The organism is Paenibacillus zanthoxyli JH29, from assembly GCF_000520715.1.
In the GTDB taxonomy this organism is placed as follows: Bacteria; Bacillota; Bacilli; order Paenibacillales; family Paenibacillaceae; genus Paenibacillus_AQ; species Paenibacillus_AQ zanthoxyli.
In genome coordinates this window covers 1-16,533 of record NZ_ASSD01000307.1, presented here as the reverse complement: position 1 = coordinate 16,533, position 16,533 = coordinate 1, and the positions used below count along the sequence as shown (strand labels likewise).

Annotated in this window: 18 protein-coding genes; 16 read left to right on the top strand and 2 right to left on the bottom strand. The window is 48.4% G+C overall.

What is annotated here, in order from left to right; translation table 11 throughout:
- Window positions 1–177: 177 nt before the first annotated feature.
- The 13 genes from L691_RS0111275 (at window position 178) to pdxR (ending at window position 12,270) form a co-directional block, all read left to right on the top strand.
- Window positions 178–975 (top strand): DUF6492 family protein, encoded by a 798-nt coding sequence (locus L691_RS0111275; protein WP_025690624.1) that lies wholly within the window; start codon window positions 178–180, stop codon window positions 973–975.
- Between the two features lie 122 nt (window positions 976–1,097).
- Window positions 1,098–2,123 carry a LacI family DNA-binding transcriptional regulator gene (locus tag L691_RS0111270; RefSeq protein WP_025690623.1) on the top strand — a complete coding sequence of 342 codons (1,026 nt, stop codon included), beginning with the start codon at window positions 1,098–1,100 and terminating at the stop codon, window positions 2,121–2,123.
- 503 nt (window positions 2,124–2,626) lie between these two features.
- On the top strand, window positions 2,627–3,379 hold the full coding sequence (locus tag L691_RS30665) for a B3/B4 domain-containing protein (protein ID WP_025690622.1): 753 nt from the start codon (window positions 2,627–2,629) through the stop codon (window positions 3,377–3,379).
- Window positions 3,380–3,444: 65 nt separating this feature from the next.
- Window positions 3,445–4,131 carry an AzlC family ABC transporter permease gene (locus L691_RS0111260; RefSeq protein WP_025690621.1) on the top strand — a complete coding sequence of 229 codons (687 nt, stop codon included), beginning with the start codon at window positions 3,445–3,447 and terminating at the stop codon, window positions 4,129–4,131.
- Complete coding sequence (locus L691_RS28610; protein WP_025690619.1) at window positions 4,128–4,427, top strand: AzlD domain-containing protein; 300 nt, start codon at window positions 4,128–4,130, stop codon at window positions 4,425–4,427. Before L691_RS0111260 ends, L691_RS28610 begins: the two co-directional genes overlap by 4 nt.
- A 29-nt stretch (window positions 4,428–4,456) precedes the next feature.
- The gene (locus L691_RS0111250; RefSeq protein WP_036736656.1) at window positions 4,457–5,134 is read left to right on the top strand and encodes a flavodoxin family protein; all 678 of its coding nucleotides are present in this window, start codon (window positions 4,457–4,459) and stop codon (window positions 5,132–5,134) included.
- 48 nt (window positions 5,135–5,182) lie between these two features.
- Window positions 5,183–5,521, top strand: a complete 339-nt coding sequence (locus L691_RS0111245) for an AraC family ligand binding domain-containing protein (RefSeq protein ID WP_025690617.1) — start codon at window positions 5,183–5,185, stop codon at window positions 5,519–5,521.
- 27 nt (window positions 5,522–5,548) lie between these two features.
- The gene (locus L691_RS0111240; protein WP_025690616.1) at window positions 5,549–7,057 is read left to right on the top strand and encodes an anthranilate synthase component I family protein; all 1,509 of its coding nucleotides are present in this window, start codon (window positions 5,549–5,551) and stop codon (window positions 7,055–7,057) included.
- A complete protein-coding gene (locus tag L691_RS0111235; RefSeq protein WP_025690614.1) occupies window positions 7,029–7,628 on the top strand; it encodes an anthranilate synthase component II in 600 nt (199 codons plus the stop codon). The genes L691_RS0111240 and L691_RS0111235 overlap by 29 nt, the downstream gene beginning before the upstream one ends.
- Window positions 7,629–7,641: 13 nt before the next feature.
- Window positions 7,642–7,947 (top strand): chorismate mutase, encoded by a 306-nt coding sequence (locus L691_RS0111230; protein WP_025690613.1) that lies wholly within the window; start codon window positions 7,642–7,644, stop codon window positions 7,945–7,947.
- A 7-nt stretch (window positions 7,948–7,954) separates the two neighbouring features.
- Entirely contained in the window at window positions 7,955–9,391 is a 1,437-nt protein-coding gene (locus L691_RS0111225; protein ID WP_025690612.1) for a UbiD family decarboxylase, read from the top strand.
- Window positions 9,392–9,405: 14 nt separating this feature from the next.
- Window positions 9,406–10,629, top strand: coding sequence for a tryptophan synthase subunit beta (gene trpB / locus L691_RS0111220; protein ID WP_025690611.1), 1,224 nt, complete (start codon window positions 9,406–9,408; stop codon window positions 10,627–10,629).
- Window positions 10,630–10,755: 126 nt separating this feature from the next.
- A complete protein-coding gene (gene pdxR / locus L691_RS0111215) occupies window positions 10,756–12,270 on the top strand; it encodes a MocR-like pyridoxine biosynthesis transcription factor PdxR (protein ID WP_025690609.1) in 1,515 nt (504 codons plus the stop codon).
- A 265-nt stretch (window positions 12,271–12,535) separates the two neighbouring features.
- Here pdxR and L691_RS0111210 read toward each other — a convergent pair whose 3' ends face one another.
- On the bottom strand, window positions 12,536–12,955 hold the full coding sequence (locus L691_RS0111210; RefSeq protein WP_025690608.1) for a hypothetical protein: 420 nt from the start codon (window positions 12,953–12,955) through the stop codon (window positions 12,536–12,538).
- 3 nt (window positions 12,956–12,958) lie between these two features.
- Window positions 12,959–13,156 carry a helix-turn-helix transcriptional regulator gene (locus L691_RS0111205; protein WP_025690607.1) on the bottom strand — a complete coding sequence of 66 codons (198 nt, stop codon included), beginning with the start codon at window positions 13,154–13,156 and terminating at the stop codon, window positions 12,959–12,961.
- A gap of 365 nt (window positions 13,157–13,521) precedes the next feature.
- Between L691_RS0111205 and L691_RS0111200 the strand changes: the two genes are divergently transcribed.
- From L691_RS0111200 to L691_RS0111190, 3 genes are all read left to right on the top strand, one after another.
- Entirely contained in the window at window positions 13,522–14,376 is an 855-nt protein-coding gene (locus tag L691_RS0111200) for a sugar phosphate isomerase/epimerase family protein (RefSeq protein WP_051459351.1), read from the top strand.
- Window positions 14,376–15,335 carry a sugar kinase gene (locus L691_RS0111195; RefSeq protein WP_025690605.1) on the top strand — a complete coding sequence of 320 codons (960 nt, stop codon included), beginning with the start codon at window positions 14,376–14,378 and terminating at the stop codon, window positions 15,333–15,335. The genes L691_RS0111200 and L691_RS0111195 overlap by 1 nt, the downstream gene beginning before the upstream one ends.
- A 2-nt stretch (window positions 15,336–15,337) precedes the next feature.
- Window positions 15,338–16,533, top strand: a 1,196-nt coding sequence (locus L691_RS0111190; RefSeq protein WP_036736650.1) for an MFS transporter, incomplete at its 3' end; no start/stop codon positions are given.

Sequence of the window (16,533 nt, the reverse complement as noted above, 5' to 3'; positions counted from 1 at the left end):
CGGCTTGCAAGAACCGCTGCTCTGCCGCTGGTGAGTCTTTTTGCCGCCGCAGTCGGTCTGCTGACGCTTACGATGGGTCTGCTGCTCTGGTAAAGCGGTTGACAGCCGCTTTACCGCCCATACCCTTCATCGCCATTGTTCATACGCTAGAGTAAATAGACGACTGGAGATGAGCGTATGTCCCAAGCCCTCGAAGGACCTGCCATAGATGTGCTAATTCCGGCGATTGAGAAGGATCTGGCCACTCTGCCGCATGTGGTTGACGCTGTAAGGAAGCATGTCAGGCATCCGATCCGCAGCATTATGATCGTTGCTCCCCGCAAGCCGCGCATCCGCGATTTTTGCCGCAGGAAAGGCTGCACTTTTGTCGATGAAAATACGGTGCTGCCCATCACCAAGAAGGATATTCACTACCGTTCACGCACCTGGGAGCGCTCGGGCTGGTTGTTCCAGCAGCTGCTGAAGCTGGGCGGCGACAAGCTGTGCACGGCAGATTATTTTTTGGTCATTGACGCTGATACGGTCTTGATCGCGCCGCACCGGTTCCGCTTGAGCGGCAAGACGGTATTCTACTGCCGGAACTGGAGTCAGCCGGAATATTTTGTGACCTACCGAAAGCTGATGGGCAAAAAGGCAGTTCGCCCTTCCTCTTTTGTAACCCATTACATGCTGTTTGAGCGCAGCCGGCTTGCCCGGATGAAACGGGAGATCGAGGCCAGACACGGGACTTCATGGTATTCCTCCATCCTGCGCAGCATCAACCGCTCCCGGCAGTTTGGGTTCTCCGAGTTCGAAACCTACGGTAACTACCTGTATGCCAAGGACCCCGGAGGGATGATTCTAAAGAAAGCCCGTAACAAAAGCCTAAGCATGAGCGGCTCGCAAATCTCCGGAACCGTGATCGCAAAGTACGCCCGTACCTGTCGGTCACTTTCTTTTCACAAGCGGAAAGGTTACAGTCGGAAGTCGAAATGATTCGCCCCTTGAAATGTTCTTCCTCTCCCTCCCGGTCTGCGGTGCCCTCATGCGATTAGACAAGCGCCGCAAACCGCATTATATTTAGTGGATATACGCGTAAACGATGGGAGTAGAGAACATTGGTCAGAGCAACAATTGGGGACGTGGCGGCAAGGGCCGGTGTATCCAAAAGCACGGTATCCCAATATTTGAACAAACGGTATCAGCATATGGGGGTTGAGACTCGCGCCAAGATCGCAGAGGCCATTGAAGCGCTGGATTACCAGCCGAATGTGCTCGCGAGAGGGCTGAAGCAGAAGCGGACTTCAACAGTCGGCGTTATTGTGGCTAATATTATGCACAGGCTCTCCACCGAAATTTGCCGGGGCATCGAGGATTACTGCCAGGAGCAGGACATCAACGTTATTCTGTGCAACAGTGACGAGGACGGGGAGAAGGAGAAGAAGTATGCTGAAATGCTGCAGGCCAAGCAGGTGGACGGCATGATTCTGCTTCCTACGGGGAAGAATGGTTCCCTCTATAAAAAGCTTGCCAGGCACGGGTATCCTATTCTGTTCATGGACCGCCGGGTGGAGAGCGTCAAGGCCGACACCATTGTCGTCAACAACCGTGAGTCGGTCTATGAAGCGGTGTCGCATCTGAAGGAGCGTGGACACCGGAGAATTGCGCTCGCTACGGCGCCGCTGACGATCAGCACCCGGCTTGAGCGGACGGAAGGCTTTCGGAAGGCGATGGACGAGTTCGGGCTCATGTGCGGCAGCCAAAGCATCATCAATGCGGAAATATCCGCCCTGCGGGGAAGATTCGGCAAGCTGTTTGACGGCCCGGAGCCGCCGACGGCGCTGATCGCGGGCAATGACCTCGTGCTGCTGGAGGCGCTCGCTTTCGTGAAGGAGCGAAATCTCCGGGTGCCGGAGGATCTGGCGCTGGTCGCCTTCGACAACATTCCGTTTGCCCACCTGCTGACGCCGACGCTCACTACCATTAACCAGCCTTCGCTGGAAATGGGAAGAAAGGCGGCCGAGCGGATCATCAGCCGCATCCGCTCGGAGGAGGAACTGGAGCCGGAGGAGCTTGTCTTTAAATGCGAGCTGGTAGTGCGGCAGTCTTCGGATTTAAGGCGGGGTGGCGCGGATTCACCGTGAACGTGAACATTTGCCATCCTTACAGTAAGCCGGAGGCTACTCATCAGAGCGTCTCGCTGACCGCAAACGATATGGAAAAATCCCATTATCCCAAGAAACACCTTCGTGAATCGTATGGAATGATTCGGCGGAGGTGTTCTTCATTATAGCGGAGATAGTTCCGGGCCGCTCCTGGCTATTTGATTCGGAACGTTCTTGGTGATTACGTATGCCGTAGACGAAACGGGGTGCTTGAAAGGGAAAAGCTGACTAAGCAAATGCCCGATATAATCGAATTTACGACGACAAAAAGAATATTCGGTTCCGTGGAGTAAGGTTGCATAGAGAGACAGCAAACAGGGGGAGAACCGATTGCAGGGAGACGTGGAGGATCGAATCAATATGGAAAGTGTTTCTTATTTCGATTCTAAATTGGTATTGGATTTTAATACATAATTGGTTATTTTCTATCAAGTGCATAAGAGGTATTATTTTCCACAAGAACCGAAGTTAGGAGGAAATGCATGAAAGATCAGAGTCAAAAGCCGCTCTCTAAAAAGTTCAGGGTCGAGTTTGCCGAAGAAGTCTTCAAAGTGGCACCGAACTTGCATGTGGGGTTAATTGCCGTTCCGCAAGTGAAGAATCTGGACAAGGATGCTGAAGTTAATGCCCTTCTTATGCACATGGAGCAGGAAATTACAAACTCCGGATTACAGAAGGAGTCCGTTAGCGAAATTCCAACAATTGCGGCTTGGCGTAAAGTCTACAGCCAATTCGGAGCAAAACCTTCAAGATATCCTTGTGCGGCCGAATCATTGATCAAGCGGGTGATTGAACACGGGAGCCTGCCTCGTATCCATACGTTGGTAAATCTTTGTAACGCTATCTCCCTCAAATCCAGAATGCCTATAGCGTCATGTGATATTGCTGACGTTCAAGGATTGGTTATTCGGCATGCTGAAGGAAATGAGCCCTACCTGCCAATTGGTAAACCGGAAGAGAGGGAATTTCCTGCCCCGGGTGAGATCATTTACGCTGATCAGCTTGGACGAGCCCACTCTCGGAGGTGGAACTGGCGTCAAAGCGATGTAGTGAAAACAACTGCAAAATCTAAACGAATGCTCTTTACAGTAGAGGCTGTCCATGAGGAAGCCAAGATCCTTGTGGAAGCCACTACATTTCTTCTTCTTGAACTGCTTGGGCCATTTACTGAAGAGGGGACTTGTGACAAGGCATTTATTCACGGAAATTCTCGTGTATACGAATTTCAAATGTAGCGACAGGGAGGTTTTTATAAATTGTGACGGATTACTCGCGGAGAATGAGCCTTTTCAGGAGGGGTATGCTTGATTCCGTTCCTATCGTTATGGGCTACGTTCCTGCTTGCATCACGTTCGGACTCGTCGGCAAATCACTATCTTTGGGCAATTGGGAGGTTTTCCTTCTATCAGCCTTGGTTTACGCAGGTGCAAGTCAGTTTATCGGCGCCAAATTATTGGCTGCAGGCACACTGGCCCCTATTATCCTGTTGCTCACCCTTATTATTAACTTAAGGTATGGTTTTATCAGCACTTCTTTCTCGCAAAGAATCAACCGGCAATCCGGATTATGGTCCAAAGCAATGGTCGGGTTTGGCTTAACGGAAGAGGTGTATGCAATAAGCATGATTTCCCGCAGGAACGGGGAACGCAAAGAGAAACTTTCGACAGCTTATTTGCTGGGGCTGGAGCTTCCTCCTTATGCGGTAACCTTGTTATCCACATGGACCGGAATAATACTTGCGCAATATATACCTGAACACATTCTTCCGGCGCTTAATACTTCTCTGTACGCCTTATTGATCGCTCTGATTGTTCCTCAATTGCGAGGAAGTAAGCGAAGCATCGTAATCTGTATTTCGGCAGCGGCCTCATCCTGGCTGTTGGAGCCCTATCTGGGTGCGTCCACCGTGCTCGTCTCCATGATGATCGGTGCTTGGGCAGGGGGAAGAACATCCTTGAAAAAGACAAATGGGAGGGAAGCGGCTTGACCATTCTTCTTATTGCCGCTATGGGGATAGTTACATTCCTGCTTCGGTTTACGCCGCTGCTTCTCGCAAAAAAAGTGCCGATAGAAGGAAAGAGTAGCGGTTTCCTGGACAATCTTCCATTGGCTGTTCTTTCTTCACTAACGATCCCCGGCATTTTTCAAGTTGATGCAGAAACGCCCTGGGTTGGAATTGCAGCCGGATTAACCGCCGTTCTATTGGTTTGCATCCGCAAAGTTCCTTTGTTTCTGGTAATTGTTGCATCGACCCTGGCCGCCCTTCTAGTAAAGGTGATATAAGTTTCTGGTGAAGGAGAGATACAGTGAATATGATTTCCGTTCCGGTAGAATTATTGGCTATTTGCGGGTCCACCCGTGCTGGTGGAAATACTGATCAAATTTTACAGTATACACGTGAGATCTCTTCTGAAAGAGGTGCTCATCTATCCATCGTGAATCTGCGGGATTATCATTTTTCCGTAAGTGGTACTTGTGTGGATTGCAATGATCGTGAAACGCCATGTGAGCTTAAAGATGACATGCCATATATCACGGATATGATGCGTAAAGCAGATGGAATTATCTACGCTGTACCGGTTCAAGGCTTTGGAATGGGCCATTTGATGCAAATTTTTATTGAGCGGTCGGGAGTTTGCTATCTTCGATTTGAAAGACCTCTTACCAATAAAGTCGGAGGAGTCATTGTTACCGGTCGTCGTTATAACCATAACCATGTATATTCGCAGATCGTGAATAACCTGCTATTAAATCGGATGATTATTGTAGGCAGTGGATTTCCAGCACTCCTTCAAGGGGGGAAACCCAGTGAAGTACTAGGGGATATCGAGGGATTGGATTCAGTTCGACGTATGGTTAACCGTATGATTGATATGGTCAAAACAATTAAACATTATTCACTATTAACCAATCAATCATACTTAACATTTAATGAAGGCAACGAACGAATGATAGGTGAAGACTTGCTCCAGCCACTAAAAAAACATTGAAAGCAAAGTACAGGATAAAAACCCACAAAAAATGGAGGATTGATACAAATGGATAAAGAGTTGATCGAACTTGGTGCTGTGAATTTTCCGAATATGGAATGGAGTACCTGGGAAAAGCCAGGAGCAGTTGGTCGAGTGAAAATGAGCATTGTTGGCAACAAGAGACTCCGCCTATTGGAGCTTCCCCCCGGCTTTAATGAGGAGCACTGGTGTCTCAAAGGTCACATAGGCTATGTATTGCAGGGTGAATTTACTATTCATTACCAGGATAGAAAGGTAGCCTGTAGTCCGGGCATGGGATTTGTTATTCCTGATGGAGATCCTCATCGGTCACAAGGAATGGACGGAAGTCCTACATTGGTGTTTGTCATTGATGAAATCGACTAAAATTACAAATCGGAGAGTGAGTCTACCTTGAATTCCATTCAAGTGAACACGGAAATCCATGACATTGCTTTTCTGGAGCCGTTTGAGGCTTATCTGGGACTAAGAGAATATTTTGGATCGCGTGAGGTTTATCTGCTTGAATCGCTATCTGGTCCCGCCAAGGATGCACAAAGTACGTTGTTGGGGTTTAAACCCATACTTGCCATTACAACTCTTGGTTCAAAAATTAAACTGGATGGTGTCCATCCTATTGTGGAAAGGGTAGTTCATGAAGCGCTGCAAGCCGGACTGTTGATTTCAGAAATTGATGGGATGCATTTAAAAAGCCGCAAAAAATTGTGGGATTTTTTTCGGTTTGTTCAATCCCAATTTTCTGTTACGGTTCCTGACCCGGGCCAGGCTTTTTACTTTGGCTACTTTGGTTATTTGGGGTATGATACTGCCTGGTCTATTGAGGACTTGCCCTTTGAAATCCCGGTTAATGAAAGCATTCCGGATGTTGTCATGTCCATTTACCAAGGACTTATCGAATTTAATTTGGTCGAAAACACAGCGCGGCTTATTATCAATCAATCTCCTTGCACATGGGACAATATTCATTGTGAAGATATTATCAATCTGTTAAATAGACCCATTCCAATTAATACGGCAGATTTGGATGACATTACGGATTCGGTTTCTATAGATTTTACGGTCAATAAAGACCGTTATGAAGAAAGTGTTAGAAAGGCTCTTGACTATATAGCTATCGGTGATATTTATCAGGTGCAGTTAGGAAATCAAATTAACATTAAAAGCACCATTGACCCTTTGATAGTATACCGGCGATTACGATCTCGAAATCCATCACCCTATATGTATTTGGCACCTTTTGGAGAAATTACGCTTGTCGGCGCGAGTCCGGAAATGTACGTGAAAATTCAGGATAGAACAATTACGATGCGGCCTATTGCCGGCACTTGTCGGCGGGGCTTCACTCTTGATGAAGATGAGGAACTCATTAGACAATTAAAAATGGATGAGAAGGAATTAGCCGAGCATATTATGCTGGTGGATTTGTGCCGCAATGATATTGGTCGAATATGTAGCAGCAAATCGCTTGAAGTGGAAGAATTAATAGCTGTTGAGCAATATTCGCATGTGAACCATCTCGTCTCCAGTGTAAGAGGGGAACAACGAGCCGACAAGGACATGTATGACATTATCGGGGCAACCTTTCCTGCAGGTACAATGACAGGGGCTCCAAAAGTCAGGGCAATGGAAATAATTGAAGAGTTGGAGACGACGCGCCGCGGTCCTTACGCCGGTGCCCTGGGGTTTATTGATTTCAACGGTTTTGTCAATATGGCTCTTTGTATCCGGACCGCTGTTTATCAGGAACCCGATCTGTATGCAATACGCGCATCAGCTGGAGTCGTTGCCGATTCAAAGCCGGAGAATGAATGGAAAGAAACCTTTCATAAAATGGGTGCGCTATTCTGGGCGGTGACGGGAAAGGAGGTACTGAATGAGGGCGATAGTTATAGATGCATATGACAGTTTCGTATATATCATCTGTCAATATCTAATGGAAGCCGGGGTTCAAGTGGATGTAGTGCGAAATGATCAATTGGATCTATCGCAGATAGAATTTATTGCGCCGGATTTTATAGTACTGGGTCCGGGTCCGGGGCATCCTGCCGAAGCCCGTTATGTGGAGTTGATACATCAGTATAGCGCTCGTATCCCAACACTTGGAGTATGTTTGGGTCATCAAGCGATCGGTCTTGCTTTCGGTGGCGAGATTGTACGGGCCAAACATTTGATGCACGGTAAAACAAGCCGAATTTATCATGATGGAAAGGGATGTTTTTCTGACGTGGAAAGTCCTTTCCGGGCGACAAGATACCACTCTTTACTCGTAAGTAAAGAAGGTCTACCAGATTGTCTTGAAATCACGGCACAATCAGAAGATGACGGATATGTTATGGGATTAAGACATAAGGTATACCCCATTGAATCTATTCAATTTCATCCGGAAAGTGTGTACACTGAGCACGGGCTCGTTTTGTTCCAGAATTTTATTCGAAAATACGTAAAATCGTCACTGGAAACTCAATTGATCTAGGGAGGAAATCATAATGACTCAAGTACAACTTAATGCACATAGAAATGAAATTGATCGGATTGATCGTGAGATTATCGCCCTTATTTCAGCTCGAACTCGGGTTGTAAAAAAACTAATGGTCTTAAAAACTGACGAAGAATCGATACGTTCCTGTGATCGCGTTCAGCAGGTTCTTGATAAGGTGAGCAAGCTTGCCGAGGAGAACGGACTGGAACCGGAAATCGCTGTGCCCACCTATCAAACGCTGATTAAAGTTTTAACCGACATGCAGTTAAAATACTTTAGAAGTGACAAACTATCCAAAACAACTGAAGTTTGAGGTGTCTATGGAATTAGCAGCCGGATCTTTGGGCAGTCCCATAATACATGATTTACGATCCGCTCTTGCACTGATGGAACTGAACGGTGAAGAATTGCAATATATTAACCGGCCCACACAGGCGAAATATGAGCTTGCGGCAATTTACGCAGCCCATGGAGGCGGCGTTCCTGTGGTCCCCCCTACCCAAAAAGGTTCGCCAATTCTGTTTGAACAGGTTATGCCTGCCAACAAACCGGTACTGGCTGGTTTATTTGGAACACGCAGGAGATGTGCTTTACTCTTGGGGGCTAATGAACGCCATATATACGATTTAATACTTGAAGCGGTTCAGCACCCTATAGAACCTCTGCGTTGCGAGAATCCTCCATGCGAATATGACATCCAATCGGAGGTTGATCTTCTGAACCTGCCCATTCCTACTATGACCCCTAACGATGCGGGATCCTATATAACGCTCGGATTAGTGGTGGCTAAGCATCCGTTAACGAATGAGATCAACATATCCATTCATCGTTTGTGGGTGAAAAGCAAAAATGAGCTCACCATTTGGATGGTTCCCGGTCGTCATTTGGAGCAGTTATACCTTATAGCGAAGGAGATGGGAGTTTCCCTCCCTATTTCCATTAATATAGGATTGGATCCTGCTGTTTATTTTGCCTCGTGCTGTACAGGATCACTTGCTCCGTATGGATTTAACGAACTTTCCATTGCCGGAGGACTGCGCGGACATCCGGTTCATATTTCCTCTTGTCTTTCCAATAACGCGGAATGTATATCTAATGCGGAGTATGTATTGGAAGGGGAAATCACACATGAGTATTCCCGGGAAGGAAGCACGGGAGACCATTCAATGCCGGAGTTTCTGGGTTATAACGGTAAAGCACATCCTCATTTACCGATTGTAAAAATTTCTTCGATAAATATAAAAAGAGACGCTATCTTTCAAACCGTAATCGGACCAGGTTACGAACAATCCAATCTTTTGGCAATTGGGATGGAGGCTTCAGTCGTTCATTTCGTTAGGAATCTAACAACAACCAGGATCATTAACGTATATTGCAGCTCTGCCGGTGGCGGGCAGCTGCTGCTGTTTGCCCAATTTGAAAAGCTCACCGCCGAGGATGATGATGCGGTCAGACAAGCGGGGATAGCTATCATTCATAAGTTCAGGATGATTAAGCAAGCCGTACTAGTAGACGAAGATATTGACCTTTTCAGTGAGGAGGATGTCTGGTGGGCTATGGCTACACGCTTCCAAGCGGACGCGGATATTATAGCGTTCACAAATCTTCCGGGATTTCAATTTGACCCATCCCAGAGTCCCGGTATGTCGCCCTCCATAACAATACCGGGAATGACATCCAAAGTTGTTTTTGATTGCACAGTTCCCTATAACATGCGAAACCGTTTCATACGAACCTCTTTTTATATGACAAAATAACAAAGGAGTTTAATATGAGCATACTACAAGTAACCAAAGATGGGGTTTTTGGAGAAGGATCTCATGAGTTTGGCGGCAGTTATGTCCCAGAACAACTTGGACGGGCACTGGAAAAATTAAATGAAGCTTTTGAAAAGTATAAGGATGATCAAGCATTTGAGATGGAACTTCAGTATTATCTAAAAGAGTATGTAGGGCGTCCCAACCCACTTTACTTTGCTGAACGGCTGACAAATAAACTTGGCGGAGCAAAAATATACCTCAAACGGGAGGATTTAAATCATACGGGAGCACACAAAATCAATAACACAATCGGACAAGTCCTTCTTGCTAAACGTATGAATGCAAAGAGAATTATCGCTGAAACCGGTGCTGGGCAGCATGGTGTCGCTACGGCAACCGTATGTGCGCTTTTTAACATCCCTTGTACAATTTATATGGGCGAGGTAGATATACAGCGTCAAGCTTTAAATGTATTTCGTATGCAAATATTGGGGGCGGAAGTGGTTGCCGCCAAATCGGGAAATAGAACCTTAAAAGAAGCTGTTGATGAAGCTTTGGCGGATTTTGCAGAAAATTATGATAATACTTTCTATCTTCTTGGTTCTTGTGTAGGACCTCATCCTTTTCCGCTAATGGTTCGCCATTTCCAATCTATAATTGGTCGTGAAGCCAAAACACAGATTCTAAACAAAGAGGGGAGGCTTCCAGATGTAATTACCGCCTGTGTGGGCGGGGGCTCTAACGCAGTCGGTCTGTTCTATCCTTTTGTCGATGATCTTGAAGTTAAAATGGTTGGCGTTGAGCCTGCTGGAAAGGGAATTGAAACCGGATTTCATGCGGCGCCTCTCAGTACCGGAAAACCTGATATTATTCATGGATTTAAATGTTACGTTATGGATAAAGCTGAACAATGCCACTCCATTGCAGCGGGACTGGACTATCCAGGTGTAGGTCCGGAACATAGTTATTACAAACAAATTGGACGAGCGGAATACGTTTCCGTCAACGATGAAGAAGCACTTAATGCTTTTTTGACTTTATCCAAACTGGAAGGGATTATTCCTGCTTTGGAAAGTTCCCATGCCGTTGCCTATGCGATGAAACTTGCACCGACAATGAGTAAGGATCAGATTATGATTGTGAATCTGTCCGGTCGTGGAGACAAAGATGTCACTCAAGTGTTTGAAATGATGCAGATGAATGAGTTCAAATCAATGAGTGAAATTGGAAAATAAGGTGTAATGAGTAAAATTTCATTGATAATTTTGCAAGCCTCCGGTACTTTGGAAATTACCGGAGGCTTTTTATGCGTTTCATAATAACTGATTATAGTTAAGTATATTTGGAAAGAGGTGATGGTATTGTCACAGGAATTACTAATTAGCATAGACAAATCGCTTCCTTCTCCATTAAGCCGGCAAATCAGTGAACAGATTCAAAATTACATAATCAGGGGCTTTTTGCGAAGGGGAGAATCCATCCCGCCAACGAGGCTGTTGGCCGAGCAGCTTCAGGTATCGAGGACAGTTGTTCTCGAAGCTTATGAACAGCTTCAAGCTGAAGGATACGTGGAAATGAGAAGAGGGGCAGGAACCTTCATTGCTGATCTTGCCGCCGGAATCAACACGGATGAGGATATCATAGATACGGATAAGCATGCGGCTGTATTCACCAGAGCACCCAGTGTTTTATCTATCGGTAACCCGTCAGCGTCCGGTCTTGTGGAAATAACAAATACCGTTCCTTATGATTTTCGTCATGGGGTGCCTGCTTGGGATGCTTTTCCTATGGATAAATGGCAAAAGGCTTTGATGCATTCATGCCGCAAGGCCACTCCCGAGACTCTTACCTATGGTCCGGCGGAAGGATCCCTTGCTTTACGTGAAGAAATAGCGCGCCTCGTCCGTTCAACCCGCTGCATTCCGGCTGTACCTGAACAAATAGTGATTACCGCAGGCGCAACGCAGACACTGGATATTTTGTCCAGGTTATGTCTGCAGGAGGGTGAGCAAGTAGTCGTTGAAGATCCAGCCCATACCGTACTGCGCGAAATATTTAGCTTCTCGGGCGGAACGGTGATTCCCGTACCTGTTGACCAAGAAGGATTGTGTGTAGATCGAATTGAACAAAGCATCGCCAGACACCGTAAAAATTCTGCGGGGAAGACAAAGCTCCTTTACGTAACTCCTTCCCATCAGTTTCCTATGGGAGTAACCCTTTCATTGAACCGAAGAATCGAGGTGTTAAACTGGGCCAGAAATAACGGAGCGCTCGTTATCGAGGACGATTATGATAGCGAGTACCGGTATGTGGGTCAGAAGATGTCTGCACTTGCAGGACTGGATTCAGGAGGTATTGTTGTTTATGTAGGAAGCTTCAGCAAAGTTTTGTTCCCCGCCTTGCGGATCGGATATGCTATTCTGCCTTTATCCTTGGTTAAGCCGTTTCTGGCAGTAAAATGGATTACGGATCGGATGTCCCCTACCCTGGAACAGGAGGCATTGGCCGAGTTCATCCGTTCCGGGCAATATGCCAAGCATGTTAATCAAATGGGCAAATTGTATTCTGTAAGAAGGGCCTGTCTGGTAAGTGCGCTGAATGAAGAGTTTGGAAAGCGAGTGTGTTATTTTGGTGACGAGGCGGGACTTCATCTGTTAATTCAACTGGACACTGCAGCGGATGAGGAAACCATCGCTGGAATAGCGATTCAGTATGGTACCAAGATCTATCCCGCATCCCAATACTTTTCTGATCATAAGCCAAATCGAGCTACATTTCTGCTCGGTTACTCAAATCTGTCCGAGACACAAATTCGGAAGGGCATTCGGCAGATGGCGCGTGCAGAAGCTGAAGTAACCCGGGAAAAACGCGTATAGCTCGAAAGAAGAAACAGAATGACTTTTAAATAAGATTAAACAGTCCTCCCATGACTGGAAACCCTCCTTTAATTAAGGGGAGAATTCCCGCTCATTAACGCTCATCCGGCGAGGCGATGGCTTGAAGCTCCGGTGATGCCTCAGCAGCAGGTGACCGCTTATGGCCTAAGCTTTTCGGATACAAAGTCCGGGCATGCTTCGTAGCCAAGGCCCCACGTTGGTGGGGCTATTTTAAGATATGAGAAAGCTTCTGTGCCCGGCAGCTTTACATGACCTTGCTGTATTTCACAATGTAATAATAACGGAGGCCGATAGAGAACATATAGAACGCAATCACGGCAAACGTGGTCCATACAGGCAAATCCATAAAGAAGAGCACAAAGGGAATTACCATCATAATTCTTACCGTAGTATCAAAAGCTTTGGCTTTCGACAGGTTGTTGATGGCGATGCCTCGTTCATCCCCCGCTTCAATTTCATGCTGTCTTTTGAAAGTCGGATGCTTGGCATAATAGCGGATCATGATTAGGTTGGCAATGCTCATGCCGATTAGCCCGGAGCCTATACCTATGCATAGACCGGATACGTTCCTGGCCATGTCACCCACTTCCAATAGACCGGCAGCCAACAGCAAAATCCCCGTTGCCAGTACCATAACATTACGCACAGCAGAGCCTTTTTTCACAAGTTATTCCTCCTCATAGATAAAGATCTCTTCAATCGGCAATTTGAAATAGCGGGCGATCTTGAACGCCAAAATGATAGAGGGATTGTAGCGCCCGTTCTCCAGCGACCCTATCGTCTGTCTGGAAACAGCCAAAGCCTCGGCCAATTCCTCCTGCTTGATTCCGTGTTGTTTTCGGATTTCCTCCAGACGGTTTTTCAACATCACACCTCTATTCGATGGAAAGTAAGCTTTACATATCCAATATAACATCTAAGATGCTAAATGTAAAGTTAACTTTCCATTATGGGCATTCTATATACAGAATCGTGATCCCATGCAGATGGTGAATTGATGAAAATAAAAAAATGACAGCGCTTTAAAGAAAGGGCTTGCAAAGATCGCAAGGCTGAATTATAATTTGACCATAAACAGTAAATCGGTTTACTAAACCGATTTACAAACGGCAATATTCGACGATTGGATGCAGCAGAATTGATAATCAGACGCAGGCATGGCTCTGGTGGGCCAGATGCGGCACAATCCGATATACAGGGTCTGCATTTTGGTTGAAGGGGGACGTTACGATGATTGCAGTTTTTGTTCCAACCTCCGTATTTGGAAGCGCTTGCGGGACGCAGCACGGCTTGGCGGAGCCTATACGATCCGGGGGAGCGGATGGCATTGAGATTCGGCGCGAGCTGTTTCCGCACGAAGCTCTTCCGCTGGCCGAGTGCCGCGAGGCGGTCCTGCGCAGCGGTCTGCGCTGCATATACTCTGTTCCGATGGAGCTGTGGAATCCGGAGGGGAGGCTTAATGAAGAGACGCTGTCGCACATTCTTGCAGAAGCCGAGATTTTGAAGCCGGAAATGCTGAAAGTATCGCTCGGGTACTATGCAGGCATTCCTGGATTTGCATCGGAGGGTGAGCTGAAAGGTGCTGAACAGGAACGGCTCGGCCAGCTTGAGCGGCTGCTTCGGCAGTACCGAGAGACGGCAGGTGCGTTGACGCTGCTAATTGAGAACGATCAGACTTCTTACGGAGGCCGTGCCGAGAACTTGAAAGCGTTTTTTCAGGCGGTGGAGCGCTGCGGGCTTGACGGTGTGAAGATGACGTTCGATACGGGAAACTGGTTATACAGCGGAGAGGACCCGCTAAAGGCGGCGGAAACCTTCGCTCCTTATGTGGCCTATATTCACTGCAAGCACGTCATCCGTTCGGGCGGAATGTGGGTTACGCTGCCGCTGCCGCAGGAGGAGGATGCCCTGTGGCGGAAGCTGCTTCGGCTGCTGCCAAGCGATGTGCCCCGCGCAATTGAGTTCGGGCTTCCAGGGGAAGGGTGCCTTGAAGGATATATCGGAATGCTGCGCGAAGGCGGCTCTGGGACAACAGGGGCAGGAATCGCAGAAATCACCGCAGAAATCGGAAAGGGGATTGCGTAATGAGCCTGAAGGATGTGGTTACTTTCGGAGAAGCCATGGTGATGTTCGTCGCCGATAAGCCCGGGGCTCTGAAGGACATCGACAAATTCAGCCGCCGTCTGGCCGGAGCGGAGGTGAATACGGCGGTCGGCTTCGCCCGGCTGGGGCTTTCGGCGGGCTGGGTCAGCCGATTGGGCGACGACGTTTTCGGGGAATATATCCGCGAGTACCTGGAAAAGGAGAACATCGATATTTCCGGTGTCATGCGGGATTCCCGGAATCCGACCGCCTTTCAGCTGAAATCGAAGGTGCTGGAAGGGGATCCGCAGGTGCAGTATTTCCGCAAAAATTCGGCGGCAAGCACACTCTCGGGCGCAGACGTGGACCCCGGCTACTTGACCGGCTTCCGCCATCTGCACATGACCGGCATCCCTCCGGCGCTGACGAAGGAAACCCGCGAATTCAGCTATGCGGCGCTGGAAGCGATGAAGGCGGCGGGACGCAGCATTTCCTTCGATCCGAATTTGCGGCCTGCGCTCTGGTCCTCCCGTGAAGAGATGGTGTCGGTCATCAATGACCTGGCCTGCCGCGCAGATTGGGTGCTGCCGGGAGTCGAAGAGGGCGAGATTTTGACCGGATCAAGGGACCCGCGCGAAATCGCCGGATTTTATCTGAACAAAGGCGTCTCGCTTGTTGTCGTCAAGCTGGGGCCGGAAGGCGCATACTTCCGCACACAGACGGACGAAGGGACCGTACAGGGCTTCAAGGTGAAAGAGGTTGTGGACACGGTGGGGGCCGGAGACGGCTTTGCCGTCGGGCTTGTCAGCGGTAGGCTGGAAGGGCTTACCATACGGCAGGCGGTGCAGCGGGGGAACGCGATTGGCGCGCTGGCCGTGCAGTCAGAGGGCGATCATGACGGTTACCCGACAAAGCTTAAGCTTGAAACCTATCTCCAATATCAACTTACGGGAGTGAAATAATGATGAATAACAACAAAAGCGGCGGTTTCGTTGCTGCGCGCTGGCTGCGGCTCATGCCTATCGTGTTTATTACGTACAGTCTGGCTTACCTCGACCGGGCGAACTACAGCTTAGGCGCGGCGGCCGGCATGGCGAAGGATTTGCAGATCACGGCCTCGATGTCTTCGCTGCTGGGCGCGCTCTTTTTCCTCGGCTACTTCTTCTTTCAGGTGCCTGGCGCGCATTACGCTGAGAACAAGAGTGCCAAGAAGCTCGTCTTCTGGTCCCTCATTCTGTGGGGCTTGCTGGCTGCGGCCACCGGTATTGTCCATAACGTCCATTTTCTGATTGTCATCCGGTTCTGCCTCGGCGTTGTTGAGAGCGCGGTTATGCCGGCGATGCTGGTCTTCCTAAGCCACTGGTTTACGAAAAAAGAGCGCTCCCGCGCCAACACGTTCCTAATCCTCGGCAATCCGGTAACCGTGCTGTGGATGTCGATTGTATCCGGTTATCTCGTATCCTCTGTCGGCTGGAGATGGATGTTCATTATCGAAGGGCTGCCGCCCGTTATCTGGGCATTCTTCTGGTGGAAGCTCGTCAACGACAAGCCTTCCGAAGCGAAATGGCTGAACGATGAAGACAAGAAGGCGCTGGATGGTGCGCTTCAGGAAGAGCAAAAAGGGCTCAAGCCTGTGAAAAACTACGGCGAAGCATTCAAGTCCCCGCTTGTAATCAAGCTCTGCCTGCAGTATTTCTTCTGGAGTATCGGCGTGTACGGGTTCGTCATGTGGCTGCCTTCGATTATCAAGTCGGCTCCCGATATGAACATGGTAACGACCGGCTGGCTGTCGTCCGTTCCTTACGTACTGGCGGTTATCGGCATGCTGACGGCTTCCTATTTCTCCGACAAGACGCTTAACCGGAAAATATTCGTCTGGCCTTTCCTGATGGTCGGCGCCGTCGCTTTCTACGCTTCGTACCTGCTGGGCGCGGATCACTTTTGGCTTTCCTTTATCCTGCTCGTGATCGCCGGCGGCGCCATGTACACTCCGTACGGACCGTTCTTTGCGATCATGCCGGAAATTCTGCCCCGCAACGTGGCGGGCGGCGCGATTGCGCTGGTTAACAGTATGGGCGCGCTCGGCTCTTTTGCCGGCTCGTATATCGTCGGCTACCTGAACGGCTCCACCGGCGGCTTCGGCGCTTCCTACATCTTCAT